This is a genomic window from Rheinheimera soli (assembly GCF_021290985.1).
GTDB classification, from domain to species: Bacteria; Pseudomonadota; Gammaproteobacteria; order Enterobacterales; family Alteromonadaceae; genus Pararheinheimera; species Pararheinheimera soli.
This window is the reverse complement of the sequence record NZ_JAJOYU010000001.1, coordinates 148,963-161,123: the sequence shown is the minus strand read 5'-3', so window position 1 is coordinate 161,123 and position 12,161 is coordinate 148,963. Positions and strand designations below refer to the sequence as shown.

Below are 12,161 nucleotides of genomic sequence, written 5' to 3'. Positions count from 1 at the left end.
TTATTGCCCTTGCCCCAAAGTAAAACCCGGTTCACCGTTAAAGGTACAGAGGTTCTCGGTTTTAATCACGTCCAGATTATTGGCAGAGATAAGACTTAGCAGGCGAATGATATCTGCATATACGAGTTGCGTTAGGCCTGCTTTGAGCATAAAACGGCAACGCCAGTGGTCTGTACAGAAGGTTTCAGGGAAGCCATCAGGCCAGACCTTTACACCCCGGTTAGTGATCATTTCTAACTGAAGTTCTGGTGTTTCCAGCCGCTTCAGTCGCTCAGCCAGCATGTCGGCTGAGAGTTGGTGTTTATGCAAAAAAACGTCAACGCCGACGATAATTTTTTCCGCAGGCGCTTTCGCTTGATAGGCTGGAGTAACTGGCTTTTGCTGGAGTTCTGAGTTTTGATAAGTCACGGGCGTAAATCTTTGAGGGCTGGCTCCAAGTCGTGCGATGACGGCAGCAGCAAACTGGTCGGTGTTCACCAGAACTTTGGTTTGTTCACTTTTTAAGTCTGTGGTGTGAATGCCATCTTCAATGGTTTTTAACCAGGCGTTCTGTATTTTTCGCGCTATGTCGGCTTGTCCAATGTGAATGAGCATCATCACAGATGCCAGCAGCAATCCGCTTGGGTTTGCGATATTCTGGCCTGCAATATCCGGAGCGCTGCCATGAATGGCTTCAAACATCGCTACATGTTCACCTATATTAGCGCTGCCCGCTAAGCCAATACTACCCGAAAGTTCAGCCGCTATATCGCTGATAATGTCACCGTATAAATTAGTGGTGACTATGACATCAAAAAGTTCAGGCTGGGTTGCCAGACGGGCGCTACCAATGTCAATGATATAGCGGTCCTGAGTTATATCCGGGTATTGTGCACCAATCTCCTGAAATACCTTATAAAACAAACCGTCAGTCATTTTCATGATGTTGTCTTTCACCATGCAGGTGACTTTTTTCCGGCCATGACTCCGGGCATATTCAAAAGCGTAGCGGATAATTTTTTCACAGCCCGGTCTGGTAATGAGTTTAAGGCACTGGTAAACCTCATCCGTTTGGCGGTGCTCAATACCGGCGTATAGATCTTCTTCATTTTCTCTGATAATCACCAGATCCATAGCCGGATGCAGTGTATGCACATAAGGTGAGTAGCTGATGCAGGGCCGGACATTGGCATAAAGCCCAAGAGTTTTGCGGATGGTGACGTTCAAACTTTTGTAGCCAGAGCCTGAAGGCGTAGTGATAGGGCCTTTCAGAAACACTTTGGTTTGACGCAGGCTTTGCCATGCCTGTGGCGTAATGCCAGCACTATGACCTGCCAGGTAAACCTGCTCTCCAATATCAATAAACTCCGGAATAATGCGTGCCTTAGCCGCGGTCAGGATCCGCAGGGTTGCACGAGTAATTTCCGGCCCTATGCCATCTCCCATAGCAACAGTAATAGCGATATCTTCGCATTCGAAGCTCTGCTGCTGATTGCCATTGTTTCTATTGTTTTCAATAACAAGTTGCTGGTTACTCATGATACTGACACTCCATTTTGCGACTGGGCGCACTTTATGTCAGCAAACCTATAAATAAAAATACTTTGTTTTAATTGAATGCATAGCCTGCAAGCTATACATTGGTGCTATCTTTAATCTGAAGTTCGAATTCATTATGCCGTCTTTAACTCTTGCCCGATTTCAGCGTATTACTCCGCAGCAACTGCGTGCCTTTGAGGCTGCTGCCCGTTTGTTATCTGTCACTAAAGCTGCTCAGGAACTCTATGTCAGTCAACCTACTGTCTCGGTGCAATTACGTGAACTATCAGTGACGACGGGGCAGCGATTATTCGAAACAACAGGCAGGCAAATACGCTTAACTCAGGCCGGCGAAGAGCTTTACAAAGCGGTGCGTGAAGTCGCTGCCTGCTGGCAACGCTTTGAATCCAGAATGGCCGAAATCAATGGGCTTGTCAGTGGCCGTTTACGTCTTGCTGCTGTAACTACGGCAGAGTACTTTGTGCCGGATCTATTAGGGCCATTCTCTGCAGCACATCAGGGGGTAGAAATTGAACTGGCTATTGAGAACAGAGACAGAGTGGTAGGGCGACTCAGTCAAGGTGTGGATGATCTGGCGGTGATGATGATGCCCCCTGATGACCTGCCGCTGGAGCGCATGCAGTTTCAAATTAACCCTTTAGTGATCATCACTTCGTCAAAGCATGCTTTGGCGGGCAAAACTGTTGAGCTGAGTGAGTTAAATAATGAGCGTTGGTTGATGCGTGAACCCGGCAGCGGCACCCGCATGGCGGCAGAACAGCATTTCAAAAAGCACGATTTTAAACCTAATGTAGTGATGAGTTTGGGCAGTAATGAAGCGATAAAACATTCAGTTGCCGCAGGCTTGGGTATTGCAGTGTTGTCGCAGTTGGCAATACAACCTTCAGCATGGTCAGGCAGTCAGCCTGCTGCAATCACAACCCAAGGTGCATTGCCACTGGACGCTGAGGTGTTGCGTCAGGCTGGATTGAGCATAATAAAAGTCAAAGACTTTCCAATTATCCGACATTGGTCAGTGGTCTGGCGTAAAGATAACCCATTATCGGCTACAGCACGTCATTTCCTTGACTATCTGCAAGCGGCGGCAGCACAGCATAGGACTTGAGAGGGATGCATTAGTCTACTTTGTCTTTAAACTCACAGAGATCCTCAATGAGACATGAGCCACATTTAGGTTTACGGGCTATGCAGGTATAACGACCATGCAAAATAAGCCAGTGATGCACATCCAGCTTAAATTCGGCTGGCACCACTTTGAGTAACTTCTGTTCCACTTCATCGACATTTTTGCCTGGCGCAAATTTGGTTCTGTTGCTAACGCGAAAAATATGGGTATCGACCGCTATAGTCGGCCAGCCGAAAGCAGTGTTCAGCACCACATTCGCCGTTTTACGGCCTACGCCAGGCAAGGCTTCCAAAGCTTCGCGGTTTTCCGGCACTATGCTGTTGTGTTGGTCGATCAGGATACGGCAGGTTTTAATCAGGTTCTCGGCTTTTGAGTTAAAAAGCCCTATGGTTTTGATGTAGTGTTTTACGCCGTCAACACCCAAATCAAAAATAGCCTGTGGCGTATTGGCGACAGGATAGAGCAGGCGGGTGGCTTTATTGACGCTGACGTCCGTGGCCTGAGCCGATAACAACACGGCGACCAGTAATTCAAAAGGTGAATTAAATTCCAGCTCTGTGGTGGGGTTTGGGTTGTTTTCCCGCAGACGCTGTAATATCTGAATACGTTTTTCTTTATTCATTCGACTTTATTCAAATCCCTTGCTGCTAGGTGGACACGTGAGTGACACGAGCCCGGCTGATTTTTTGTTCGACAGGTTTAGCTTTGGCCGCAATTCGGGCATCCACAGCGTTTTTCCCTGCAATCAGAAAGCCCATCACTAAAAAAGCGCCTGGTGGCAATATGGCCAATAAAAACTGGTTATCGGCCTGATACAGATGAATGGTCAGCACTTTGGCCCAATCACCCAGCAGTAAATCTGCTCCGGCAAACAAAGTACCAGAACCTATGACTTCGCGTACCGCACCTAAAGTACATAATACTAATGCAAAACCAGTGCCCATCATCAGGCCATCAAAAGCCGCTGGTGCCACCGCATTTTTTGAGGCAAAAGCTTCAGCCCGGCCAATCACTATGCAGTTGGTGACGATCAGTGGAATAAAAATGCCCAAAGCCTGATACAGGTTATACATAAAAGCATGCATTAAAAGCTCTATCACAGTCACCACAGAAGCAATCACCATCACAAAGACCGGGATACGGATTTCATTCGGCACATAATTGCGGATGAGCGACACTACAGTGTTGGTGCTTAATAACACCAGCATAGTGGCCAAACCTAAACCTAAGGCGCTAGCCAGGCTGTTGGTGACTGCAAGTAAAGGACAAAGTCCTAATAACTGCACCAGGCCAGGGTTGTTTTTCCACAAGCCCTGACGGACTAACTCCTGATATTGATTCATTTTGTTTTCCACTACAGAGGCTTCCATCACAATAGGGCTGCACAATCTGAGGGCAGGCTGGCAAGTTCCGGATGTTGCTGAATATAAATAGCAGCGTTTTTAACTGCTTTCACTACAGCTCGTGGCGTAATAGTAGCGCCGGCAAACTGATCAAACTGACCACCGTCTTTTTTTACGGCAAAACTACGATCATCTTTTGAACCCAGAGTCTGACCATTAAAGCTCAGCACCCATGGACTTTTTCTCAGTTCGATTTTATCGCCAAGGCCCGGAGTTTCTTTATGGCTCAGTACCCTGACACCAATAATCTCGCTATCCGGACTGATAGCGGCTAGCACTTCAATGGCGCCGCTGTAGCCATCTGGTGCTGTGGTTTCGACTAAATAGGCTTTGACGGCGCCGTCAACCCGATAGCGGTAGATATTCTGTTTGGCTTCTTTACCTAATAACTCCGTATCCAGTGCAGCCACACAATCATTCAAAATAGCTGTATTACCCGCCAGTTCTGGCATCACTTCCACTAAGGTGCGAAGTTTGCCGTCAAGCTGCTGTTGAGCTATTTCGCTTTTTGTCACTTCATTGACAGCAGCCACCGCAAAGACACAAAGCACAGCCGCAGTGCCGAGCAATAGTGCATTTTTACCTACAGAACTTAGCATCAGCGCGCTCCTTTGCTTTTATGGCCATAAGTTCGGGGCTGGGTGTAGTAGTCAATCAGCGGCACAGTCATATTGGCCAGCATCACGGCGAAGGCAAAAGCATCTGGATAGCCACCGTAACTTCGGATCACAAAAGCCAATCCACCTATTAAAGCCCCAAAAATCAGCCTGCCTTTTTCTGTGGTTGAAGCGGACACAGGATCGGTCGCTATAAAAAACGCAGCCAGCATAGTAGCGCCGGAAAATAACTGAAACAGCGGGCTGGCATTGGTGTCTGGCGATAGTAACCAGGCGATTAAACTAAAGCCAAACAAGGAACCTAATACAGCCACCGGAATACGCCACTGAATCACTTTTTGCTGTAGTAAAAACAAGCCACCTAGTAAATAAGCCAGATTGACCCAAAACCAGCCTTCACCGGATAACCAGCCAAACACAGGTTTTTTCATACTTTCTTCTGTGGTGTAGCCTTGAGACAGATCGGTTTTTAACGTATCCAGCGGCGTAGCCATACTGATGCCATCTGCATCCTGACGCAGCTGGCTGATGCTATAGCCACTGCAGCTAAAGTTGGTAAAAATAGTGCAGACTGCATCGGCAGGACTCAGGCTCTGTTGCTGCAAAGGTGCAGCGGGTAACCAACTGGTCATAGGCAGAGGAAAAGACACCAACAGCAACACATAAGCGGCCATAGCAGGGTTAAATAAGTTGTTTCCTAAGCCCCCGTACAGTTGTTTCACCACAATAATGGCAAAAGCTGTGCCTATCACCACCAGCCACCAGGGGGCGTAAGAGGGGATGGCAACAGCAAGCAACAAGGCCGTGACCAGAGCGCTGTGGTCCAGCAATTTAGCTTTGACTTTTTTCCCACGAAGCGCCAGTACTGCAGCTTCACAAAGCAAAGCCGTGATGATGGCCAGCAGCAGTTGGATCAGTACTCCGTAACCAAAAAAGTAAGCCTGCACTGCAATACCAGGCACGGCGGCCAAAGCCACCAGTTTCATCAACTGGGCGGTCGTTTTTTGGATGTGCTGGTGCGGGGAGCTGGCGATCTTAAAACTCATAACGGCTCGCTGTTTTGTTGTTTTTTAGCTTTGGCCCGGGCTATAGCAGCTGCTATGGCGGCTTTTTTTGCATCTTGTTCTGGCGTTGTTGCAGGCTCTTGACGCTCTGGTGGCAGAGCACGCTCCGTTGTCGCCTTTGCTTCTGTTTGCAGCGGCGCTTCAGCCTGTTCAGCTAATTTTTTAGCCTTAGCGCGAGCTATAGCGGCGGCGACTGCAGCTTTTTTCGCATCCACTTCTGGAGGCGCTATTTCAGCTGGAACTGATTGCTCAACAGCTTCAGGCTGTGCTTCCGCCAGTTTTTTAGCTTTAGCGCGAGCTATAGCTGCAGCCACTGCTGCTTTTTTCGCATCCACTTCAGGAACTGCTGTGTCAGCTGGAGTTGGTTGCTCAACAGCTTCTGGCTGTGCTTCAGCTTGTTTTTTAGCTTTAGCACGAGCTATAGCGGCGGCTACTGCCGCTTTTTTGGCATCCATATCAGGCGCTATTTCAGCTGGGGCGGTTTGCTCAACAGCTTCTGGCTGTGCTTCAGCTTGTTTTTTTGCTTTAGCGCGGGCTAAAGCTGCGGCTATAGCGGCTTTACGTGGATCTTCGGCAGTACCTGGTGCTTGGTCTTCGGCCGGCGTTGCAATTTGAGCCTGCTGTTTTTGCTGCTGATAGGCCAAAGCTTCGGCTTTTTTACGTTCACGCTCTGCAATAATTTGTTCTTTATCCAACGACTGGCCACTTTGTTGCTGAGTGCGCTCCAAGGCTTGTTGCACTGCTGCTGCGCTCTGAGTTGCCTGACCGCTGGCTTGTTGCTGTGCGACCCGCTGAGCTGCCAGTTGTTGATTGCGCTCTAAACGTTCTTGTTTTTCGCGCTCTAAACGTTCAGTACGGGCATCAAAACGGGCTTTGGCTTGTTCGGCTTTTAAGGCTTCACGTTGAGTCTCACGAATGTCGGCTTTGGCAACACGGTAATAATGCACTAATGGAATTTCGCTTGGGCATACATAAGCGCAGGCACCACATTCAATGCAGTCAGATAAATTGTATTCAGCCAGTTTGTCCTGATCTTTGGCTTTGCTGTACCACAACAGCTGCTGCGGCAATAAGCTGGCAGGGCAGGCATCAGCACAGGCACCACAACGGATGCAGTCCATTTCGTCGCTGGCGGCACCCAGCTCGTTTTCAGTAGGGGCTAAAACGCAGTTGGTAGTTTTGACTACGGGCACAGACCAGTCGGCTATGGCAAAGCCCATCATAGGGCCGCCTATAATAATGCGCTGTTGCGGTTCGGCCTGAAAACCACAGGCGTTCAACAGATCTGAGATAGGTGTGCCTATCAGCGCCAATACGTTTTGCTGCTGTGCAAGGGTTTCACCTGCCACTGTCACCACGCGGTGGATCAGCGGAATATCATCCAGCACCGCCTGAGCTATGGCAAAAGCAGTACCGACGTTTTGCATCACTATGCCAATGTCTAAAGGCCTGCGACCAGCTGGTACTTCTTTATTGGTCAGTAACTGGATCAGTTGTTTCTCACCACCGGATGGGTACTTGGTGGGGACTTCCCGAACGAAGTAGTTATCTTTTTGGCCTATAGCAGCTTTTAATGAGGCTGCCGCTATAGGTTTGTCGTCTTCTATGCCTATCAATACTGCTTTTGGACTCAGCAGTTTCACCAGTATCTCAATACCGGCAATAATATCGCTGGCGCGTTCCTGCATCAGCATGTCATCTGCGGTGATATAAGGCTCACATTCCACAGCATTGATGATCAGATAATCAACGGGCTGTTTTACATTCACTTTAATATGAGTTGGAAAACCCGCACCGCCCATACCAGAAATGCCAGACTCCTGAATACGTTCCAGCAAGGTATACACATCTACCTGCTCTGGATCCAATGGCTTACGCGGCCGCCATTCATCCATGCCATCCGGAGCCAGCACTAAGGTGGGTTCGGCTAAGCTAGACGGGTGCGTGCTGGTATGCAGGTCAATTGCCAGCACCATGCCTGAAGTAGGGGCATGTACAGGCACTGCCATGGCGTTCTCGGCCTGAGTTAAGGCCTGACCTTTAAGTACACGATCGCCCACTTTGACCAGCACTTTGCCTGCCACACCTATATGCTGGCGCAACGGGATATATAAACGGTCAGGAATATCCAAAAGCGCTACAGGTTTTTGATTGGTGCGCTCTTTACGGCTTGGAGGATGAATGCCGCCATGAAAATCCCAGACTTTTCCTGCCTGAATTTGTTGAAATAAAGTAGGCAAGTTACGACTCCAGCACTTTTACCGGAATGGCATTTAAGTCCCATTTCCAGCGTTCAATACTGCTGGCCAAGGGCACCATATCAATGCAATCCACAGGACAAGGTTCAACACATAAATCACAACCAGTGCATTCGTCGACAATAACGGTATGCATCTGCTTAGAGGCGCCCACTATGGCATCCACAGGGCAGGCCTGAATACATTTTGTACAGCCAATACATTCATCTTCGCGGATATAGGCTACACGTTTTACCGCCGGAGTTTGGGCTGCATCCAGAGGTTTGGCTTCGACACCCATTAAGTCGGCCAGTTTTTTAATGGTCGTGTCGCCACCCGGCGGGCATTTATTAATGTCATCCCCATTGGCAATAGCTTCGGCATAAGGCCGACAACCGGGATAACCACATTGACCGCATTGAGTTTGCGGTAAAATTTCATCAATTTGTTCAACCAGTGGATCTGCATCCACTTTAAAACGAATAGCGGCATATCCCAGCGCAGCACCAAATATTAGCGCCAGAATACCCAAAGCCCACAGGGCTGTGATAATAGACATTTACGCTTTCACCAAACCAGTAAAGCCCATAAAGGCTAAAGACATTAAACCCGCGGTAATCATACCGATGGCGGCACCTTTAAAAGACACTGGCACATCGGCTGCGGCCAGGCGCTCGCGCATAGCTGCAAATAAGATCAGCACTAAGGAAAACCCTACTGCAGCGCCAAATCCATAGACTACAGATGAGAAAAAATCATGACGGGCGTTGACGTTTAATAGAGCCACACCTAACACCGCACAGTTGGTGGTGATCAAAGGCAAAAAGATACCTAATAAACGATACAACGTAGGGCTGGTTTTATGTACGACCATTTCGGTAAATTGCACTACTACAGCGATCACCAAAATAAAACTTAAAGTACGCAGGTAGATTAAATCCAGTGGCTGTAATAAGTAAAAATCTACCAGATAACTGCAGAGGGAAGCTAAGGTCAGAACAAAAGTAGTGGCCATCGACATGCCAATAGCAGTTTCGAGTTTTTTTGATACACCCATCACAGGGCATAAGCCGAGAAACTTCACCAGAACGAAGTTATTCACCAGCACTGTGCTGACCAGCAACAGCAAAAATTCCGACATAAAAGAACCCCAGAAAAAAGTCGCGCTATTATGCGGCTTTGTTGTTATTGAAACAACAGCGCTGAACGCGAATGGCCCATATCTGAGCCTATGGCGCCGGATAATAAAGTAGGGGCGGGGTTTATCCCCGCCCGAACGTTGCCGCAGTAAACATGCTGACAGGTATTGGATTAAAACCACGGACGACCATAAAGGTCGCCCCTACAATAATTCTGTTCAACATCAACAGATTGTCGATGCGGGGTTTATCGCCGCCCGTTTTATTCCAGTGGCGCAGGCTTACTTAAGAAGTAGCCTTGTATGCCATCAATCAACAACGACTCCAGCATTTGTTTTTCTGCAGCAGTTTCTACATTTTCGGCAAATACAGCCACGCCAATGCGGTGCGCTAAGTCGACCATCAGCCGGACAAAATACTGGTTGTTTTTATCTTCTTCAATTTGTCGGGTGTAACTGCCATCCATTTTGACAAAATCAGGTTTTAAATCGCGGAAAAATTTAAAAGAAGTAATACCTGCGCCAAATTTTTCGACTGTCACCCGAGAGCCACACTGATGCAGCATATCAATCAGGCGTTTGCTTAATTTCAGGTTTTGCTGCAAACCCCATTCACTGATTTCAAATACCAGTCGGGGTGTCAGTTCGGTTTCCTTTAATAGCCGTCGTTCCAGATAACTGATAAAGCCTTCGTCCTGCACTGAATAGGCTGACAGATTCAAACCAAAACTTTGTTCCGGATGATTCGCCACTATCGTCAAGGCTTGTTCTACGATCATCTGCTCAATGTCGATGAGTTTGTCGAGTTTTTGCGCCATCTCCAAAAACAATGCTGTGGGTAATAGCTGATCTTCATTACTGCGAAAGCGCACTAATAATTCGGAATAGGTTTTACTGGTTTTATTCAGTGGCTGGATAGGTTGGGCTAATAAACTCAAACGCTGACCTTGCAGCACATCGTCAATAAGACTGCGCCAGTTTTTGGTACTGAAGGATGACTGAGCCGTTTGCTCCTGAGCATCGCTAAATAAGTACCATAAATTGCTTTGTTTGGTGACTTTGCTTTGTTTGGTTTTTGCCAGCCCTAAGGCTGTGTCTGCCATGGCCAGTAATTCACCTAAAGGTTTGCCTTGGGCGACTTGAACTAAACCTGTTAATGCCACCGAATCCAGCAGTTTTTGCTGCTGATAGCTGTCAAAGTTCTGCTGCAGCAGTAACACCAGCTCTTCAGTTTGTTCAGTGGTCATTTGTGGAAACAACACACAAAAGTCAGTGTTATTCAGCCGGAACAAAGGGCTTTCGTCTGACAACTGAGGTAGCTGCTTTAATAAGTCCGCCATCTCTTTAATATACAAATCACCTGCCAGATAACCTTGTTTGTGGTTGATCTGGGCCAGCGAGTGGCAACGGACCAGCAAAAATACGGACTGATGCACCGCATTAGCGGCTTTGAGTTGCTGTTCGTAATAGCGGACAAACTGCTGACGGTTAGGTAAAGAGGTCAGTTGATCATACAAGGCCAGTTCTAATAAATAGTCGGTGCCTGAAGTGGTTGCCTGAGGCTGCAATTGTTGTACGACCGCTGGCGCTTGGTGCACTGCAGCTTCGATAGGATGAGGTGGCAGGGCTTTTTGCTTTTTTGGCCGGCCTGGCTGCAGGTAATAAGGCAATACACCTAAAATCAGCGGACCAAAAAACAAAAACAAACTAAAAAGCTCCAGCGTACTTAACTGCTCCGAAAGTTGCGGTAAAAACTCGACCTGTAAATTATGTGCCTGATCTTTGATGGAAGCCGCAGTGATAGGGCGGTCAAACTGGTTCAGTACCCAGGAGGCCATAGTATAAGCAGGCATAGTATTGCTTTGTTCATGCAGTACTACACCATCCAGTTGGCTGACTTTTAAATAAGGTAAATCAAAACTGCTGCTTAACTGACGAGTCAGAATTTTTGTATCGCCGGTTAAATCACTGGCTAACATTTGCTGAATCGCACTGTAATGCAGCTGATACAAGCTTTGAATTTGTTGAGCTGCGGCAAACCAGAACAGCCAAAGCGCAAGCACTGCTGACAACAAAGCGGCAGTCCAGTGACTTAAAGCAATAAAGGATGGAGACTTCATAGCAGGCAACCCATGCTGAATTTTTTGTCCGGGCTTGAACATCAAAAAATAAGCTTAAGGTATTTCACAGAAAAACACTAAGAAAAATAGATAATTAAGGGAAGGAACAAGATGTGATTTAGGTGGCTCCCCAGGTTGGACTCGAACCAACGACCTACGGATTAACAGTCCGCCGCTCTAACCGGCTGAGCTACTGAGGAATTGTATACGGTTATCAAATTGTGATTATTTCAGTTGGCTCCCCAGGTTGGACTCGAACCAACGACCTACGGATTAACAGTCCGCCGCTCTAACCGGCTGAGCTACTGAGGAACTGAAATAATATGTTGAGACTACAGTGGCTCCCCAGGTTGGACTCGAACCAACGACCTACGGATTAACAGTCCGCCGCTCTAACCGGCTGAGCTACTGAGGAACTGTGTTCTGCAACGGGGCGCAATACTAATGCCCGTCTCAAACACTGTCAACACTTTGGCAGGTGCTTTTTCATAAAAGAAGTTTACTTGCTGCTTGTTTAGCCAAAGCGGGCAGAAAAGCTACACAAAACCAATTTTTGCATATGCAAAAGCTATTCGTGCTTTAGTAGCATGAATGATTTTTGGCAAAGTCAGGCCACTCAAGGGCTGGCGTAAGTTACCCACAGAATCTGTGGATAAGTCTGTGAATTGTTGGCCTGATGGATAGGCTAAGCCTTAACAGATAAGGCTTAGCGCCAGATCAATAGGTTTGAGACTAATTTTTTATTCTATATAAAACAATGATTTACGAATTTGAAAGAATTGAAACCTTATGCAATACAGTCTTAATGAAACAAAATTTCTATGCAAAAGCAGATTGTGAACATTTTTTCTTATTCTTGCTCAGTTTTAGCTCAATTTGGTCGCATCCTAGGTAGTGCGAGCTCTGACTTTTCTCTA

General features: G+C 47.4%; 10 protein-coding genes and 3 tRNA genes. 1 reads left to right on the top strand and 12 read right to left on the bottom strand.

The window, feature by feature from the left end:
- Positions 1 to 1,518, bottom strand: coding sequence for an NADP-dependent isocitrate dehydrogenase (locus tag LSG37_RS00750; protein ID WP_233077950.1), 1,518 nt, complete (start codon positions 1,516 to 1,518; stop codon positions 1 to 3).
- Positions 1,519 to 1,654: 136 nt separating this feature from the next.
- Between LSG37_RS00750 and LSG37_RS00745 the strand changes: the two genes are divergently transcribed.
- A complete protein-coding gene (locus tag LSG37_RS00745) occupies positions 1,655 to 2,644 on the top strand; it encodes a LysR substrate-binding domain-containing protein (RefSeq protein WP_233077949.1) in 990 nt (329 codons plus the stop codon).
- Between the two features lie 10 nt (positions 2,645 to 2,654).
- Here the strand turns inward: LSG37_RS00745 and nth are convergent, their stop codons facing one another.
- The 11 genes from nth to LSG37_RS00690 all read right to left on the bottom strand — a co-directional run bounded on the left by nth (position 2,655) and on the right by LSG37_RS00690 (position 11,659).
- The gene (gene nth, locus LSG37_RS00740; RefSeq protein WP_233077948.1) at positions 2,655 to 3,287 is read right to left on the bottom strand and encodes an endonuclease III; all 633 of its coding nucleotides are present in this window, start codon (positions 3,285 to 3,287) and stop codon (positions 2,655 to 2,657) included.
- A gap of 25 nt (positions 3,288 to 3,312) precedes the next feature.
- Positions 3,313 to 4,008: an electron transport complex subunit E gene (locus LSG37_RS00735; RefSeq protein WP_233077947.1), complete on the bottom strand. Its 696-nt coding sequence runs from the start codon at positions 4,006 to 4,008 to the stop codon at positions 3,313 to 3,315.
- Positions 4,009 to 4,034: 26 nt separating this feature from the next.
- On the bottom strand, positions 4,035 to 4,667 hold the full coding sequence (gene rsxG, locus LSG37_RS00730) for an electron transport complex subunit RsxG (protein ID WP_233077946.1): 633 nt from the start codon (positions 4,665 to 4,667) through the stop codon (positions 4,035 to 4,037).
- Positions 4,667 to 5,731, bottom strand: a complete 1,065-nt coding sequence (rsxD, locus tag LSG37_RS00725; RefSeq protein WP_233077945.1) for an electron transport complex subunit RsxD — start codon at positions 5,729 to 5,731, stop codon at positions 4,667 to 4,669. Before rsxD ends, rsxG begins: the two co-directional genes overlap by 1 nt.
- On the bottom strand, positions 5,728 to 7,989 hold the full coding sequence (gene rsxC, locus LSG37_RS00720) for an electron transport complex subunit RsxC (RefSeq protein WP_233077944.1): 2,262 nt from the start codon (positions 7,987 to 7,989) through the stop codon (positions 5,728 to 5,730). The genes rsxD and rsxC overlap by 4 nt, the downstream gene beginning before the upstream one ends.
- Before the next feature lies 1 nt (position 7,990).
- Positions 7,991 to 8,545: an electron transport complex subunit RsxB gene (gene rsxB, locus LSG37_RS00715; RefSeq protein WP_233077943.1), complete on the bottom strand. Its 555-nt coding sequence runs from the start codon at positions 8,543 to 8,545 to the stop codon at positions 7,991 to 7,993.
- Positions 8,546 to 9,127 (bottom strand): electron transport complex subunit RsxA, encoded by a 582-nt coding sequence (gene rsxA, locus LSG37_RS00710; RefSeq protein ID WP_233077942.1) that lies wholly within the window; start codon positions 9,125 to 9,127, stop codon positions 8,546 to 8,548. It abuts the gene before it with no gap.
- A 260-nt stretch (positions 9,128 to 9,387) separates the two neighbouring features.
- Positions 9,388 to 11,244, bottom strand: a complete 1,857-nt coding sequence (locus LSG37_RS00705; protein WP_233077941.1) for an EAL domain-containing protein — start codon at positions 11,242 to 11,244, stop codon at positions 9,388 to 9,390.
- Between the two features lie 123 nt (positions 11,245 to 11,367).
- Positions 11,368 to 11,444, bottom strand: a tRNA-Asn gene (locus tag LSG37_RS00700).
- A gap of 35 nt (positions 11,445 to 11,479) precedes the next feature.
- Positions 11,480 to 11,556 (bottom strand) — tRNA-Asn (locus LSG37_RS00695).
- Positions 11,557 to 11,582: 26 nt separating this feature from the next.
- Positions 11,583 to 11,659: transfer RNA gene (locus LSG37_RS00690), tRNA-Asn, on the bottom strand.
- Positions 11,660 to 12,161 lie beyond the last annotated feature (502 nt).

Coding starts and splice junctions, on each gene's coding strand:
- rsxD (WP_233077945.1), bottom strand. CDS start 5,731: ATGAGTTTTAAGATCGCCAGCTCCCCGCACCAGCACATCCAAAAAACG.
- rsxB (WP_233077943.1), bottom strand. CDS start 8,545: ATGTCTATTATCACAGCCCTGTGGGCTTTGGGTATTCTGGCGCTAATA.
- LSG37_RS00750 (WP_233077950.1), bottom strand. CDS start 1,518: ATGAGTAACCAGCAACTTGTTATTGAAAACAATAGAAACAATGGCAAT.
- LSG37_RS00735 (WP_233077947.1), bottom strand. CDS start 4,008: ATGAATCAATATCAGGAGTTAGTCCGTCAGGGCTTGTGGAAAAACAAC.
- rsxG (WP_233077946.1), bottom strand. CDS start 4,667: ATGCTAAGTTCTGTAGGTAAAAATGCACTATTGCTCGGCACTGCGGCT.
- rsxA (WP_233077942.1), bottom strand. CDS start 9,127: ATGTCGGAATTTTTGCTGTTGCTGGTCAGCACAGTGCTGGTGAATAAC.
- nth (WP_233077948.1), bottom strand. CDS start 3,287: ATGAATAAAGAAAAACGTATTCAGATATTACAGCGTCTGCGGGAAAAC.
- LSG37_RS00705 (WP_233077941.1), bottom strand. CDS start 11,244: ATGAAGTCTCCATCCTTTATTGCTTTAAGTCACTGGACTGCCGCTTTG.
- LSG37_RS00745 (WP_233077949.1), top strand. CDS start 1,655: ATGCCGTCTTTAACTCTTGCCCGATTTCAGCGTATTACTCCGCAGCAA.